This window comes from Bradyrhizobium sp. AZCC 2230 (assembly GCF_036924495.1).
Classification (GTDB): Bacteria; Pseudomonadota; Alphaproteobacteria; order Rhizobiales; family Xanthobacteraceae; genus Bradyrhizobium; species Bradyrhizobium rifense.
In genome coordinates, this window is record NZ_JAZHRS010000001.1 from 2,240,933 (window position 1) to 2,255,774 (window position 14,842).

14 protein-coding genes are annotated in these 14,842 nt (G+C 63.7%); 2 read left to right on the forward strand and 12 right to left on the reverse strand.

Features of this window, described 5'->3' with window-relative positions; genetic code table 11:
- Nucleotides 1-26: 26 nt before the first annotated feature.
- Complete coding sequence (locus tag V1280_RS10930) at nt 27-1,232, forward strand: ABC transporter substrate-binding protein (protein ID WP_334538261.1); 1,206 nt, start codon at nt 27-29, stop codon at nt 1,230-1,232.
- Nucleotides 1,233-1,266: 34 nt separating this feature from the next.
- Here V1280_RS10930 and V1280_RS10935 read toward each other — a convergent pair whose 3' ends face one another.
- Genes V1280_RS10935 through V1280_RS10965 form a run of 7 tightly spaced genes read right to left on the reverse strand, consistent with a single transcriptional unit; the run spans nt 1,267 to nt 8,723 of the window.
- On the reverse strand, nt 1,267-2,517 hold the full coding sequence (locus tag V1280_RS10935; RefSeq protein WP_442895120.1) for a CaiB/BaiF CoA transferase family protein: 1,251 nt from the start codon (nt 2,515-2,517) through the stop codon (nt 1,267-1,269).
- A complete protein-coding gene (locus V1280_RS10940; protein WP_334522944.1) occupies nt 2,492-3,157 on the reverse strand; it encodes a nitroreductase in 666 nt (221 codons plus the stop codon). Before V1280_RS10940 ends, V1280_RS10935 begins: the two co-directional genes overlap by 26 nt.
- Nucleotides 3,158-3,174: 17 nt before the next feature.
- On the reverse strand, nt 3,175-4,215 hold the full coding sequence (locus V1280_RS10945; protein ID WP_334522946.1) for a phosphotransferase family protein: 1,041 nt from the start codon (nt 4,213-4,215) through the stop codon (nt 3,175-3,177).
- 5 nt (nt 4,216-4,220) lie between these two features.
- A complete protein-coding gene (locus V1280_RS10950; protein ID WP_334522949.1) occupies nt 4,221-5,465 on the reverse strand; it encodes an acyl-CoA dehydrogenase family protein in 1,245 nt (414 codons plus the stop codon).
- Nucleotides 5,466-5,510: 45 nt separating this feature from the next.
- Nucleotides 5,511-6,296 (reverse strand): SDR family NAD(P)-dependent oxidoreductase, encoded by a 786-nt coding sequence (locus V1280_RS10955; RefSeq protein ID WP_334522952.1) that lies wholly within the window; start codon nt 6,294-6,296, stop codon nt 5,511-5,513.
- A gap of 10 nt (nt 6,297-6,306) precedes the next feature.
- Entirely contained in the window at nt 6,307-7,068 is a 762-nt protein-coding gene (locus V1280_RS10960; RefSeq protein ID WP_334522955.1) for an SDR family NAD(P)-dependent oxidoreductase, read from the reverse strand.
- Nucleotides 7,065-8,723: an AMP-binding protein gene (locus V1280_RS10965; RefSeq protein WP_334522958.1), complete on the reverse strand. Its 1,659-nt coding sequence runs from the start codon at nt 8,721-8,723 to the stop codon at nt 7,065-7,067. The genes V1280_RS10960 and V1280_RS10965 overlap by 4 nt, the downstream gene beginning before the upstream one ends.
- A 201-nt stretch (nt 8,724-8,924) precedes the next feature.
- On the opposite strand from V1280_RS10965, the gene V1280_RS10970 reads away from it, so the two are divergent.
- Nucleotides 8,925-9,944, forward strand: coding sequence for a zinc-binding dehydrogenase (locus V1280_RS10970; protein WP_334522961.1), 1,020 nt, complete (start codon nt 8,925-8,927; stop codon nt 9,942-9,944).
- A 78-nt stretch (nt 9,945-10,022) separates the two neighbouring features.
- Here V1280_RS10970 and V1280_RS10975 read toward each other — a convergent pair whose 3' ends face one another.
- The 5 genes from V1280_RS10975 to V1280_RS10995 are packed head-to-tail and all read right to left on the reverse strand — an operon-like array spanning nt 10,023 to nt 14,555.
- Nucleotides 10,023-11,240, reverse strand: a complete 1,218-nt coding sequence (locus tag V1280_RS10975; protein WP_334522964.1) for an ABC transporter substrate-binding protein — start codon at nt 11,238-11,240, stop codon at nt 10,023-10,025.
- A gap of 34 nt (nt 11,241-11,274) precedes the next feature.
- Nucleotides 11,275-11,970: an ABC transporter ATP-binding protein gene (locus V1280_RS10980; RefSeq protein WP_334522967.1), complete on the reverse strand. Its 696-nt coding sequence runs from the start codon at nt 11,968-11,970 to the stop codon at nt 11,275-11,277.
- A complete protein-coding gene (locus V1280_RS10985) occupies nt 11,967-12,665 on the reverse strand; it encodes an ABC transporter ATP-binding protein (RefSeq protein WP_334522970.1) in 699 nt (232 codons plus the stop codon). The genes V1280_RS10980 and V1280_RS10985 overlap by 4 nt, the downstream gene beginning before the upstream one ends.
- A 1-nt stretch (nt 12,666) precedes the next feature.
- Nucleotides 12,667-13,701 (reverse strand): branched-chain amino acid ABC transporter permease, encoded by a 1,035-nt coding sequence (locus V1280_RS10990; protein WP_334522973.1) that lies wholly within the window; start codon nt 13,699-13,701, stop codon nt 12,667-12,669.
- On the reverse strand, nt 13,698-14,555 hold the full coding sequence (locus tag V1280_RS10995; RefSeq protein ID WP_334522976.1) for a branched-chain amino acid ABC transporter permease: 858 nt from the start codon (nt 14,553-14,555) through the stop codon (nt 13,698-13,700). The genes V1280_RS10990 and V1280_RS10995 overlap by 4 nt, the downstream gene beginning before the upstream one ends.
- Between the last annotated feature and the right edge of the window lie 287 nt (nt 14,556-14,842).

Sequence of the window (14,842 nt, forward strand, 5' to 3'; positions counted from 1 at the left end):
TACCGGGAGGACACGTCTTGAACACCATCATAAGCCGGACTCTGGGCGCTGTGGCCGTATCCGCCGCGCTTGCCACTGCGCCGCTGCATGCACAAAAGGCCTATGGTCCGGGCGCCAGCGATACGGAGATCAAGCTCGGGCAATCGACGCCGCTCAGCGGGCCGGCATCGGCCTTCGGTGCGGGAGCGGGACGCGCCGTCGTCGGCTATTTCGAGATGATCAACGAACAGGGCGGCATCAACGGCCGTAAGATCAACTTCACGCAGCTCGACAATGCCTACAGTGCACCAAAGGCGGTCGAGCAATCGCGCAAGCTGGTCGAGGATATCGGCGTGCTCGCCGAGGTCGGCACCATCGGCACGGTTCCAAACGTCGCCATCCAGAAATATCTCAACGGCAAGCAGGTGCCGCAACTTCTCATCACCGCCGGCGGACGCCGCTTCAACGACCCAAAAACCTTCCCCTGGACCGTGCCGCTCTATCCGGACTTCGAAACCGAGGGCCGCGTCATCGCTCACTACATCCTGAACGCCAGGCCGGACGCCAAGATCGGCATCCTGTTCCAGAATGACGATTTCGGCCGGGACTACATGAAGGGACTGCGCGCGGGCCTCGGGCCGAAGGCATCGCAAATCATCGCCGAGGCCTCCTATGAGCTGGCCGATCCGACCATCGACTCCCAGATCGTCCAGCTCAAGGCCGCCGGCGCCGATACACTGGTCGAGCAGTCCTCCGCAAAGGCGGCCGCGCAATCCATTCGCAAGGTGCGCGAGCTCAACTGGAATCCCCTGCACGTCATCGGCGGATCGACCGCGTCCGTCGAGACCGTGCTGAGGCCCGCCGGGCTCGAGGCATCAAAGGGACTCGTGACCACGCTATTCCTCAAGCAGCCCGGCGATCCCGCCTGGGCCAACGACGAGGAGGTCAAGGCCTACCACGGCTTCCTCAAGAAGTACGCACCCTCGGCCAATCCGGACGACTATTCGGTCCTGGTCGCCTACATGAATGTGAATGCGCTCACGACCGTGCTGAGGAAATGCGGAGACGAGCTGACGCGGGAGAACCTGATCCGCCAGGCCACCTCGCTCCGTGGCGAGCGGATGCCCTTGATGCTTCCGGGCATCTCGATCAGCACGGCGCCCGGGGACTACACGCCCTTCAAGATCCTGCGCATTGCGAGATTCGACGGAACGAGCTGGACGCTGTCGGGCGATCCGGTATCGGCCGACTAGGAAGCTCTCTTAGCACCTCGCCTCACAGGTAGCATCACTCCGCCGCCATTGCGCCGGCCGTCTCGAGCGCATCGATGTGATCCGGCAGGACGCCCCAATCAGCGAGCGCCTGTCGGCTGTCCCGCCCCGGCGATGGCGGCGGCGTGCGCAGTTCGGATGGTGTGCGCGAAAACCTTGGAGCCGGGCCCGGGTGCCGCACCCCGTCGAACATCGCATAGACGCTTCGTGCCTGCATCTGCGGATGCGACGGCGCCTCGTCGATCGTCAGGACCGGCGCGAGGCAGGCGTCGTGCCCCGTGGCGGCGGCCACCCACTCATCACGCGTACGCCCGGCGAAGATGTTCGCGAAGCGCTCACGCATCTGCGGCCACGCAACGCGGTCGTTCTGATCCGGCAGCCGATCGTCGCTGAGGCCCATTACCTTCAGCAAGTTGGCGTAGAAATGCGGCTCAATCGCCCCGACGGCAATAAATCTGCCGTCCTTCGTCGCATAGCTGCGATAAAACGGCGCGCCGCCGTCGACGACGTTCTCCGCACGTCGTTCCGTCCAGCTTCCTTGCTGCCGGAAGGCCTGAAAGGCCGACATCAGATGCGTCACGCCGTCGATCATGGCGACGTCGATCGTCTGTCCCTTCCCCGATCGCTGCGCCTCCATCGCCGCCGAAAGCAGGCCGACGGTCAGGTAGAGTGCTCCACCGCCCAGATCGGCGACAAGATTGAGCGGCGGCGGCGGCGGGCGATCGGTATCGCCCAGACAATGCAGCGCACCGGTCAGTGCCAGGTAATTGATGTCGTGTCCCGCTTCCTGCGACATGGGTCCCTCCTGCCCCCATCCCGTCATGCGCGCATAGACCAGACGCGGATTGACGGCATGGCAGGCATCGGGACCAAGTCCGAGCCGCTCCATCACCGAGGGACGAAACCCTTCGATCAGCGCATCCGCCTGCACCAGCAGTTTTAAGACCGTTGCAATGGCCTGCGGCTGCTTGAGATCGAGCGCGACCGAGCGCTTGTTGCGATTGTAGAAGTCGAACTGCGCGGGCAGATCCGGCTCGACACCGGGTTTCGGGATGCGATCGACGCGCAGTACGTCGGCGCCGAGATCGCCGAGCAACGCGCCCGCAAATGGCGCCGGGCCGATCCCGCCCATTTCCACGACGCGAAAGCCTTGCAGGGGGCCGGTCACGATGGAACTCTCCTCTTCTCGGACATCGGTGGGATCGCGACGTGTGACGATGAAGTTCGCTGCCCGATCGCCCTCAGCGATGAAAGGGCACGACGTCATCGATCTTGGCCCGGCCGACACGTGCCGCATTGGCCCTGACGTCGTGGTCCTCATAGCCAAACGAGATGCCGAACAGCAGCTTGTAATTGCCGGGCACATCGAGCTGCTCTCGAACGATATCTGGAAACAGCCCGAGCGCGCCCTGCGCGCAGGAAGCGATTCCACGCGAGGTCAGCACAAGCATGAGGGTTTGCGCATACATGCCGATGTCGGCCGCTTCGCGCGTATCGAACGGCTCCGGCATGAAGATCAATACGGCATGCGGCGCATCGAAGAACGCATGGTTGCGGATATAGGCGAGCTTGCGTCCGACCGCGTCGCTGCGCGCAACCCCCATGGCCCCATAGAGCGCCTGCGCTGCGCCGACCTGGCGTTCCCGATAGATTCCGGTGAACTTGCCGTCGGCCGGCCAGTCCGGCTTGATCGGATCATCACGCATCCCCGCCCCCACGAGCGCCTCACGCAGTCGCTTGAGCTTCTCGCCTGACACGACGTGCGGGGTCCATGGCTGCACGTTGCAGTTGGACGGCGCGTATTGTGCGAGCGCGAAAACTTCGTGCAGCGTCGCCTCGGGAACCTCGCGCGGAAGGAACCCGCGCACGGACCGCCGGAGGCGGATCGCTTGGTCGACATTGATCATAGGTCGCTCCACGAGGCTCATGGCTCGCTCTCGATCAATGCCATGCCGCGCGTCGCATAGGCACGCGCGAGCCGTCGGCCCACATTTGCCGCGTCTGGCAACACATTGTTGCCGAGATCGCCACGCGCCGCTACGCCGGCGCTTCCGACGGCGCCCCTAAACATCGCAAAGACCCGGTGGAAGACTGTCAGGCGCTCGGTTGCCCCCGCGCATTCATAGTAGCGATCAAGATAATCCTGCTCACTCGGAATCCCCATCTCGTCAAGCGGCAGGCCACGGAGCCCGCCGTTCTCGTCGGGCCCCATGCGCCAGGCCTGGCTGTTGAACGCGAGGTCGACCAGCGGATGGCCCAGTGTCGACAATTCCCAGTCGAGCACACCAATCACACGCGGTTCGGTCAGATGAAATACCACATTCGCCATGCGGAAATCGCCATGGCAAAGGACAAGTGTCTCGCTCGCGGGCACGCGTTCCGCCAGCCAGCGCACCATTCTGTCGAGTGCGGGGTTATCGTCATCACCCCGGCGATACTCGCCCCACAGCCTGGACCAGCGATTGAGCTGGCGTGCAAAATAGTTTCCCGGCTTGCCGTAGTCACCGAGTCCGATTTTCGTGTAATCGAGCTTGTGGATTGCGGCGAGCGTCGCGCACATCGAGCGATAGCAAGCGGCGCGCTCCTCGCAGGCAAAGCCCGGCAGGGCGTAGTCATAGACGACGCGGCCCTCCAGCCATTCCATCAGATAGAAGGGTGTGCCAAGGACCTCCCGATCCTCACAATAGCGGTAAGGCCTGGGCGTCGGGACGTCGCTTGCCTCAAGGGCCGTGAGCACCCGATATTCACGGTCGATCGCGTGCGCTGACGGCATCAGCACGCTGTTCGGTTGCTTGCGCAGCACGGCGCGCCAACCGCCCCGTGTCACGAAGTAAGTGGGATTGGACATGCCGCCGCTGGTGCGCGTGACCCGCGCTTCCGCGGTCCCGCCCAGCCATTCTTTCAGGTATGCTTCGAGCCGACGAAGGTCGAAATCCAGATCGCCGTCGCTCGTCCGCATGCTCATCGCGCTCAGCTCGCGCTCTTGCCACTAAAGCCGAACAGATATTGCGCGACACGCCGCATCTGCACCTCTTCGGTTCCTTCGGTGATGCGGTAACGGCGGTGATGGCGGTAGATGTGCTCGAACGGCAATGCGCGGCTGTAGCCCATGCCGCCATGCACCTGCATCGCACGATCGGCTGCCTCGCAGCACAGCCGGTTGGCCCGGAAATTACAGATCGACACCATGTCGCTGATCTCGAGCGGATTCCGGCGATCCATCTGCCAGGCGGTCCGAAAGATGAAATTGCGCAGCATCTGGTACTCCGCCCAGAGCTCGACCAGGGGAAACTGAACGGCCTGCTTCTTGGCCAGCGGCTCGCCGAAGGCAACACGCGATTTCGCGTATTTGACCGCATCCTGGATGCAATAGCGCGCCGCCCCGGCGCTGGCCGCTGCCTGCCGGACGCGGTTCTCGTGCACGAAACGTTGCGCGACGACGAGGCCCTCGCCTTCCCGGTGCAGGATCGCGCTATCGGGCACGCGCACATTCAACAGCTCCGTCTCTGCATGATCGCTGGGCATGTTGAAGGTCCAGTGATTGTAGAGCACGTTGTGGCCGGGCGTGTCGGTCGGGACGATGAAGGCCGTGATGCCCTTGGCCTCGCCCGGCTTGCCCGAGGTGCGGGCAAACACCAGATTGGCATGCGCGCGTGCGACCTGGCTGTTCCAGCGCTTGCGGCCGTTGATGACCCAATGGCCGCCATCGCGCACGCCGGTGGTCTCGAGCCAGGTCGCGTCGCTGCCATGCCCCGGTTCGGTCAGACCAAAGGAGAGGTGCTTCTTGCCGGTGATGATGCCCTCGATGTAGGTCTTCTGCTCCTCCGTCCCGTAGTCGGCAAGCGCCGGGATGATCGGAAAATTGCCGACGATGGAGGATTCGTCCTGGAGGTCGTTGTGCAGCCCCAGTCCCCGGGCGGCCAGATGCTCGCGGATCGCGGCGATCGCGAGGTTCGAGGCGCCCTGCCCGCCGCACGATTTGGGCAGGCCGTAGCGCAGATGCCCGGCCTTGTCGGCAAGGCGCTCCATTTCGCTGATCAGGGCCCGCCATTCGTCGCGGGGGCGGCCGTCGTTGTCCCAGTCGGTGCGGGCGTTCTCACGACGATGGTCGAAGAACTTCTTATTGTCGCGCTCGAGCGGCTTGATCTCCGCCTCGATGAAGGCGTCGAGTTCGGCGAGCTTGTTGGTGACGTCCTTTGGCAGTTCGAAATCCACGGCGCCTCTCCTGTTCTGTTCTTATTGGTTGGGCAGCTGGCATTGCTAGAGCGCGATCCGGCCATAGGGATGGGTGCTGCTGACGCCGCCATCGACGGACAGCAATTGACCATCCACGTATGAGGAATCGTCGCTGGCCAGGAATGCCGCGGCAGCCGCGATCTCCTCGGGACGCCCCGGACGCTTCAGCGGCGTTACGTGCCCGAGCTTGGATTCGACGCCGCGGGCGCGGGCGTCCTCGAACACCTTGCGAGTCAGTTGCGTCTCGACGAGTCCCGGCAGCACTGCATTGACGCGCACTCCGGTCCCGGCAAAGGCGTTGGCCGCCGTCTGCGCCAGATTGTTTACGGCCGCCTTGCTTGCGCTGTAGGAGATCGCACCGGCGTTGGCGCGCAGTGATGCGGCCGATGAGGTCAGGATGATGGAGCCATAACCCTGTGCCGTCATGTGACGGCCGGCATATTTGACGGCGAGAAAGTAGCTTATTGTGTTGATCCGGTAGACTTCGGACCATTCTTCTACGGTCTGTTCCAGCAACGGCGTGTTGGTTCCGGTGACGCCGATATTGGCGAAGAATATCTCCATCCCCCCGAACTCCGAGAGGCATCGTGACACGATCACCGCTACGTTCTCTTCGATTGAGGCGTCCGTGATCAGGGCGGATGCCACCCCACCCTCGCCCCTGATGGCCGCGGCGGTCTCCTCGGCATTGCCGGCCCGGCCGACGACCAGGACAGCCGCACCCTCGCGCGCGAAACGAATGGCGCTGGCGCGACCGATGCCGCTTCCGCCGCCGGTGACGACCGCGCGCTTGCCCTCGAGCCGCTTCATGCGCCTTCTCCTATCTGGCAGGAATCGTCCAACCGCCGTCGGCGGTGATGACCGCGCCCTGGATGTAACTCGCGTCATCGCTCGCAAGGAACGCTGCGAGCGCGGCTATCTCTTCCGGAGCGCCGAAACGACCGGCCGGCATCTCGGCCTGCCGCGCCGCAATGGTCGCTTCATCGAACTGCGCGATGGAGGCAGGTGTTCCGATCATGCCTGGCGCGATCACGTTGACGCGGATCTTCTTCGCGGCGAGCTCGATGGAAGACGCCCGCGAGAGACCGACGACGCCAGCCTTCAGCGCGGAATAGGCGATCGAGTCCTTGGCGGGGTGAAACGCCGACACCGAGCTGAGATTCACGATCGATCCGCCGCCCCGCCGCTCCATCTGCGGGGCCGCCGCCTGCGTCGCCCAGATCAAGCCGTGCACGCCGACCGCGAACATCCGCTCGACCGTGCCCACCTCGATCTGCTGCAACGGTTCAAAGCGCGCCCACACGGCATTGTTGACGAGTACGGCCACGGGTACGTCGAATTCATGCTCGACGCGTTCAAACAGCCCGTGAACCTCATCGCGCTTGCCGATATCGACCTCGTATCCTCTCGCCTCGAACCCCATATCCTTCAGCTGGCTGACCGCAGGCTCCAGCCGTCGCGCGCTGACATCGACACAGGCAAGGCGCCCGCCCTCCTGGCCGAAGCGCTCTGCGATCGAAAGACCGATCCCACGCGCCGCGCCTGTGACGACGCAGACGCGATCCTTGAGACGGGGGGTCATGCGCTCGCCTTGTGTGGCGGTTCGGCGAATGCCTTGGCAATCTCGCGCAGTTGATACTTCTGGACCTTGCCGGCCGGGGTCTTTGGCAGGTCGGTGACGATCTCGACGCGTTCCGGCCAGTATTGCTTGGCGACCTTGTGATCAGCCAGGTGGGCCTGCACGGCCGCCAGATCGAGCTTCTCGCCGGGGCGCAGCATGATGAAGGCACAGGCCCGCTCTCCGAGCCGTGGATCCGGATAACCGACGATCGCGACGGACAGCACGGCCGGATGCTTGAACAGCAGATTCTCGATATCGAAGACGGGAACGTTCTCACCACCACGGATGATGATGTCCTTGATGCGACCGTCGATCCGGATGTAGCCCTCATCGTCCATGTAGGCCATGTCGCCGGTGTCGAACCACCCGTCCGCGTCAAACGGCTCCATGTCCTCGCGCTGGTAGTAGCCAAGGAACATCTGCGCGCCGCGGACCTTGAGCAGGCCCTTCTCTCCAACCGGAGCCGGCGATCCGTCCATGCGCACCACCTTGACTGCCACGCCTTCCACCGGACGCCCGTCCGTCTTCGACGATTTCTCCAGCGCCCGCTCTGGCTCGGTCAGCGTGCTCGACAGCGATTCCGTCATGCCCCACAGCGAGCATACTTTGAGGTCGAGCTCGCGATAGGCGCGATCGATTAGCGCCGGCGGAATCGGCGCGCCTGCGCAGAGGAACTTGCGCAGTTCGGCCGGCTGGGGCACACCGGCTGCGACGGCCTCGCACATGTCGGCGAGGAACGTCGCCGCGCCGGCGGAATAGGTGACGCCTTCCTTGGCCATGATCGAAACGCCGCGCTTGGGCTCCCAGATGTCCTGAAAGATCACGGTCGCGCCAATTTTCAGGCCGAGCAGCATTCCAGCGGCAAACCCGGTCATATGGCCCAGCGGCGAGCAAACAAGCATCGTGTCGCTTGCGTCGAGGCCAAATCGTCCCGCGAGCCCGATGCAACAGCCCATCAGCGTATTCAGGCAATGCATGACGCCCTTGGGCGAGCCCGTCGTTCCCGAGGTGAACATCAGCACGGCCATTTGATCGGCGGGAAGCGCGCCGATCTCGCCGACCGGCGGCGGACCGAGACGCTCATCACCGGACAGCAGCGCCTGATCGAAGCTCGCGGGTCCCTCGCCGTCGACGACGATGATATGCTTGAGCCTCAGCAGCCCGGGCTGCAGCGAGCGGGCCATGACCTCGTGATCGAAACCGCGGAACAGTTTCGGAACGACAAGCAGCTTCGTTTCGGCGAAGCCAAGCATGTAGGTGAGTTCGTGCTCGCGGAAGATCGGCATCAGCGGATTGACGACCGCGCCAACGCGGAAGGCCGCGAGCGCGATGACCGCAAACTCCCACCAGTTCGGCAACTGGACCGATACGACGTCCCCTGGGCCGACATTGAGACGGCGCAGGGCGGCTGCCGCACGCGAAATCAGATCGCCGAGTTCCGCGTAGGTCAGACGCTTCGGCTCGGCCCGGTCGGCGCGGTCCGCCATGAGCGCCAGCTTTTCGGGCGTCGCGGCAATCGTTTGTTGCAGGAACTCGTCGAAGCTCTTGTCGACCCAGAATCCGGTCGCACGCATCGCGCGCGCATGCGCCACGGGATCGAAACGATTCTCGCTCATGACGTCGCCTCCATGACGTTTGATCGCGCACTTGATGGCGTGTTCGTGCACTAGTGTATTATATTTGAAATGGACTTCAATACTAAAATTGACGATCTTCTATGCGTTCCACGGACGGTCTGGGTCATGTTTCGTGTGCTAGTGCATTAGTTCAGACAACGCGGCATGAGGACCGGCCAGCACCAGCAGGGGGGGACGGCAATGAAGGCGGCAGTTCTGGAACGACGTGGCCCAGACGGCGTGACCTGGCGCGATTTTCGGGATCCCGCGCCCGCTCCGGGAGAGTCCGTACTCAAGGTCGCCGCCTCCTCTGTCAATCGCGTCGATCTCTACATGCGCGACAACGGCAACGGGATCACCCATGCGTTGCCACAGGTGATGGGGGTCGAAGCCGCCGGCGAGATCGTCGAGGCCGCCCCCGGTACCGGACTGAAACCTGGCATGAAGGCTGTTCTCTTCTCCGAGGCCTATTGCGGCAAATGCCGCTACTGCCTGGCGGGCGACCAGCCGCTCTGCGAGAATGTGAAGATCATGGGCGAGCATCGGCATGGCGGGTTTGCCGATTACATCGCAATGCCCAGCACCTGCTTCTTTCCTCTTCCCGATGATGCCGACCTTGTGACGGCGGGCGCCTTGATGACGGGCCACCTCACCGCCTGGCGGATGTTGTTCGGCAAGCGGGCGCTCCAACCCGGCGAAAGCGTCCTGATCGTCGGCATTGGCGGAGGGGTGGCAGTCGCCTGCCTCCAATTGGCGAAAATCGCGGGTGCCCGTGTCTTCGTCACCTCCTCCAGCGACGAGAAAATCGCCAGGGCGAAGGCGTTGGGCGCAGACGGCGGCGTCAATTACCGACGCGATCGGGTTTCCGCTACCGTCCAGGAGATGAGTGGCGGCGGTGTCGACATGGTGATCGACAGCGTCGGCGAAGCGAGCTGGGGCGAATCCTTGCGCTCGTTGCGCCGTGGCGGGCGGCTTGTCACCTGTGGTGCCACGACCGGCTCCAATCCGCCAGCCGATCTGCAACGCGTATTCATTCGCCAGCTCGAAATCTATGGCTCGACCGGCGGCAGCGTCAGCGAATTCCGGCAGCTGCTCGATATATTCAATCGCGGCCTGACCAAGCCCGTGATCGATTCATCGTTTGCAATGGCCGATGTCAGCTCTGCCCTCGCGCGCCTCGCCTCCGGCGCACAGTTCGGCAAAGTGTCGCTCGTGGCCTAGCCCCATCGCACCGAGTCTCTATGCCACTCGAGCGTTCGGCGCCGCGCGGAAACAGGATCGGCAACGGCGCCGAGACGGTCACATCTTGCAGGCGGGATCCACCGGAGGAATGATGTCCTGCCCTGGCTCAAGCTTTTTGATCTGGTAACCAGGCTTTCCGTCCGGCCCGATTGCGATCTGACTGATCGCCATCCGCCGCGCGGTCTGATGATCGCCCGCCCGGACTTCGACATCGCCGAGAACCGTTTCAGTCTTGAGGCCTGACAGCGCGGCGCGCACCGCGTTGATATCGGTCGAATTGGCCTTCCGAAGCGCGGCAGCCATGAGCTCGATCGCCGCGTATTGGTCAGCACTGGTGTAAGGCGGCAGTTCGCCGTTGTATTTTTCCTTGTAGGCTTTCACGAAAGCTTCGGCTTCAGCGCCGGGAAAACCGGCGACGAAGCCGATGTTCTGATAGACGCCCAGGACCGTCTCGCCTTGCGCGGGCAGCGTTTGCGGGATCACGAAGGAATTGCCCAGCACCATCTTGTACTTCTTGAACAGGCCGAATTGCTGCTGCTGCTTAGCGAGATTGATGGCGTCGCTGCCGAAGATCGTCACGAATAAACCGTCAGCGGGGTCTGCCCCCAGTTCCGAAATCTTGGCACCGAAGTCAGGCGTGCCAGACGGAGAAAACAGCACCTTGCCGACGGTGCCGCCCTGGGAGGTCACCAACCCCTTGAACTTGTCTGCGGAGTCTCTCCCGGCGGCATAGTCGACGGCAAGGATGTCCCACTTCTTGATGCCCTGATCCTTCAGGAACTCCCTGAAGGCGCCCATGATCATCGAGTCATTTGCATTGACCCGGAAGAAGTTTGGCGAACAGTTCTTTCCGGTCAGACCGTCGGCGTTGGCCATCACCTCCAGCATCAGGACTTTCAGCGCGGGAAGCTTGGCTTGCAGAGCCGGCGTCACAGCCGACGTGTCCATGCCGGTGATGAACATCGCGCCATCCTTCTGGACCGCACGGGTAGCGCCGTCGACGGCGGTGTCGGGCGTGCCCGGATAGGAAATGAAGGTCGCCTCCAGCTTCTTGCCCGCCGCCCCGCCGGCGGCGTTGATCTGTTCGATCGCAAGGTTGACCGCCTTGACCTGGGTGTCCTTCAGCCCGGCGAGCGGTCCACTGTCGATCAGCAGAACACCAATCTTGACGGTGTCCTCCGCCAAAGCCGCCGTCGTAACTGCAATAGACATTGCGGCGCCGATCGTCACCGCGCACAACGCGCCTAATGCTGGACCGATGGACGATATCTTCATTTCTCACTCCCCTCCGCTTTTTTCTGATGCTCGGCTATACGGCCATCAAGGCCTGGTTCTCCGGCTCACCGATGGAGCCGATTGCGCCTGCCCCGACGACTTCTCCCTTCGCCAGGATCACGAATCGATCCGTCGCACGCTTCACGAGACTCAAGTGCTGCTCGACCACGAGCACGCCGGTGCCTGCACCGCGGATGCGGTTGAGCGTTTCGACCAGCCCATCGATCAGCACCGGCGAAAGACCTTCCGACGGCTCATCGAGAAGAATGAGACTGGGGTTGGCCATCAAGGCACGGCCGATCGCCAGCATCTGCTGCTGACCGCCGCTGAGCATGGTGCCGAGCCGGTCGGCACGCTCCTCCAGCACCGGGAAAAGATCGAAGATTGTCTTCAGACTCCAGTGCCCTGCCCTGCCGGTCGCCCTGCCGAGCAGCAGGTTCTCCTTGACTGTGAGATTCGGCAGGATGCGGCGACCCTGCGGCGCAATGGATAGGCCCAGCTTGGCGGCCATGTAGCCGGGCAGGCCATCGATCCGACGGTCATGCACCCAGATGGCACCCGAGATGATGTTGGTCTCGCGAAAGACCGACAGCAGCAACGTCGACTTGCCGGCGCCGTTACGGCCGACCAGGGCAACCGATTCCCCCTCTTCGACCGTGAGGTCGATGCCGCGCAGCACGGTCGATGCGCCATAGCCGGCAAACAGGGATTCGATCCGCAATGCGCTCATGCTGCGGTCCCCAGATACGCCGCGATGACCCGATGATCGGCCCGGATGGCTTCGGGCGCGCCTGTCGCGAGATGCCGGCCGAGATCGAGCACGGTGACCATGCCGCAACAGGCGAACACCGCGTCGACATCGTGCTCGACCACGATGGCCGAGATCCTGCGCTCGCGCACGAGGTCGCGCACATGCTCGAACAGGCGCAGCGTCTCCGTGGCAGACAGGCCCGCGCCCGGCTCGTCCATCAACAGAAGCCGTGGCCGCCCGATCAAGGCCAGTGCCACATCGACCCGCCGTTGCACGCCGTAGGCAATGCGCCCCGCCTTCTGGCCAAGATAGCCGCCGAGGTCCATGACCTCGATCACGTCGTCGAGCCTGTCGTCGCCGAGATGCCGCGCAACCAACTGGAGCTGTTCATGGACGGTGAGGTCCTGGAAGATGCTGGTGCGCTGGAACGATCGCGCCATACCCTGCCGACGGCGCCAGCTGATCGAACGTCGCGTGATATCCTCGCCGCAGTAGCGAACGCTTCCCGCGGTCGGACGCCGGCGGCCGCAGATCGCATCGAGCAGCGTGGACTTCCCCGCACCATTGGGCCCAATGACGCCGTGAAGCACGCCATCGCCGCGCACATCGAGATCGACGTCTGTCAGCGCCCGCACCGAGCCATAGCTCACCGAAAGCTTCTCGATCCTGAGCATGTCAGGGGGCCTCCCCGCGCCAGCCGAGCAGCCGTAACGCGCTCGACAGCCCGCCGACGACGCCGCGCGGAAACACAACGATGAACACGACGATGGCGATACCGGTCAGAAGCTGCGTCAGCCCGCGTGCCCCGAATTCATCCTGCGCAAAGGAGAAGATCAGCCCACCCAGGATCGGTCCGAGCGCCCCTGAAATGCCGCCCATCAACGCTGCGACCAAAGCGTTGGTGCTGACCGAAAGGCCCAGGCTCTCGGGTGAGACGAAACCGGCGTTGAGCACATGCAGGAAGCCGGCGACCGCAGCCACGACATTGACAAGCACATAGCCGATCAGCCGCGGCACGAAGGTGTTGAAACCGGAGAAGCGCATGCGCTCGTCGTTCTCCCGTACCGCACGGAGGATCGCACCGAGACGGGAGCGCCCGATGACCCAGAACGCCACGCCGACAAGGACTGCCACGATCCAGGCCATTGTCCAGAACCGCGCCGGATCGGCAAACGCGGCGACGTCGATGCCCAGGATCGAACCCTTCATGCGGACAACCAGCCCGTCAGCGCCCCCGGTATAGTCGCGCAATCCCTCGAGCAGGACGGCATGGCTGAGCATTTCGCCGGCTGCGAGCGTCAGCATCATGAAGGCGAGCGGATTGGTCCGCACGATCAATACGCCCAGGATGGTCGCGTAAGCGATGATGATCAGGAACGCGGCGCACAACGCCATGGTCGGTGTCAGGTCCCACTCGCTGATGCCGATCGCAAACAGATATCCGGCGCCGCCATAGATGCTGGCCGCGCCGAGCGCGACCAGCCCCGCCTGGCTCATCAGGAAGGCGACGCTGAGCGCCAGCATACCCAGCAGCAAACCTTCACTGCCGAGGCGAAGCACGAAGTCGCTGGCGAGGTATGTCGGGACAACAGCACCGGCCCCGAGCCCGATTGCGCCGGCGACAATCGCGAACGACATGCGCGAGATATGGCGGCCGAACATCCCGGTCGCAATCCCGTGCAAGTCACCGGTCATCGTGCCATTGCTCAACTCAGAACCCTCCCGCGTCCGATGCCGCCGGGCGCGACGAGCAGCACGACCATCAGCAGGATGTAGGGAACGAGCGCCGCAAGGTTCGGCAGGAAGACCGATCCCGCCACCTGAACGAAGCCGAACAGCAACGCCGCGACGATCGCGCCCCCGATGCTGCCGGTACCGCCGATGACTACGATGATCAGGCAGTTCACGATCATCGCGACGTCCATCCCCGGATCGATCGACAGATAAGGCCCGGCCAACACACCGGCGATGCCGGCGAAGGCCGTGCTGAGGCTCGTGACGAGCAGGCTCAGACGATCGGCATCGATGCCCATCATCCGCGCCACCGACGGATCCTGGCTCACGGCGCGGACATACAGTCCGGACGGCGTATACCGGAGCCAGAGTGCAAGCAGCGCGCACGAGCCAAGCCCCATCACGATCAGAAAGAGGCGATAGACGGGGTAAGAGAGGTTCAGGACGGTGATCGAGCCGGAGAGGATGTTCGGCGCATCCACGCTGCGCGCCTCGCCGCCGTAGAGATAGATGATGACCTGCCCGAGGATGATGCCCAAGCCCAGGGTGACCAGCGCCACCTCGATGTGCGACCTTCTCTGCAGCGGCCGCAGCGCCAAATATTCGAATGCGATGCCGAGAAGCGCGAGGAGGATCGGAACGACGAGCAGCGCCAGCCAGAACCCGCCGACGAGGGCAATGGTGTAGCCGAGATAGGCGCCAAACATATAGATCGCGCCGTGGCCGAAATTGATGACGTCGCGCAGGCCGTAGATCAGAGCGAGTCCGCTCGACAGCATGATCAGCAGCGAGGCGAGTGCCAGCGAATTCGCGATCAGCAGCGCGATCACGTTAGCGCTCCCCTGTCACGTTGCATCGCACGACGGCACGCAGCCCTCCGGTGCACCGCCAATCCGCGCGCCTGACCTCGCAAACGGCCCTCCCGCCATTGCCCGGCGTCCGCCGCCGATATTCAAATCGGGCGCAACGCCGGCCTTCAGCATTTCCCCGTCCTGCCGGACGATTTCGGGTTCGACGCCCGATTAGTACACTGGCTTATCATATACTGATGTTCGCCGCAAACCCTAATCGAACTGGCATGCTGCGGCATCGCGCGCCTCCGGGCATCCCGCCCCCA

What these genes read in the sequence shown, in the direction of transcription:
- V1280_RS10935 (WP_442895120.1), bottom strand. Translation starts at nt 2,517, where the DNA reads ATGACGTCGTGCCCTTTCATCGCTGAGGGCGATCGGGCAGCGAACTTC.
- V1280_RS10940 (WP_334522944.1), bottom strand. Translation starts at nt 3,157, where the DNA reads ATGATCAATGTCGACCAAGCGATCCGCCTCCGGCGGTCCGTGCGCGGG.
- V1280_RS10945 (WP_334522946.1), bottom strand. Translation starts at nt 4,215, where the DNA reads ATGAGCATGCGGACGAGCGACGGCGATCTGGATTTCGACCTTCGTCGG.
- V1280_RS10955 (WP_334522952.1), bottom strand. Translation starts at nt 6,296, where the DNA reads ATGAAGCGGCTCGAGGGCAAGCGCGCGGTCGTCACCGGCGGCGGAAGC.
- V1280_RS10960 (WP_334522955.1), bottom strand. Translation starts at nt 7,068, where the DNA reads ATGACCCCCCGTCTCAAGGATCGCGTCTGCGTCGTCACAGGCGCGGCG.
- V1280_RS10965 (WP_334522958.1), bottom strand. Translation starts at nt 8,723, where the DNA reads ATGAGCGAGAATCGTTTCGATCCCGTGGCGCATGCGCGCGCGATGCGT.
- V1280_RS10970 (WP_334522961.1), top strand. Translation starts at nt 8,925, where the DNA reads ATGAAGGCGGCAGTTCTGGAACGACGTGGCCCAGACGGCGTGACCTGG.
- V1280_RS10975 (WP_334522964.1), bottom strand. Translation starts at nt 11,240, where the DNA reads ATGAAGATATCGTCCATCGGTCCAGCATTAGGCGCGTTGTGCGCGGTG.
- V1280_RS10980 (WP_334522967.1), bottom strand. Translation starts at nt 11,970, where the DNA reads ATGAGCGCATTGCGGATCGAATCCCTGTTTGCCGGCTATGGCGCATCG.
- V1280_RS10985 (WP_334522970.1), bottom strand. Translation starts at nt 12,665, where the DNA reads ATGCTCAGGATCGAGAAGCTTTCGGTGAGCTATGGCTCGGTGCGGGCG.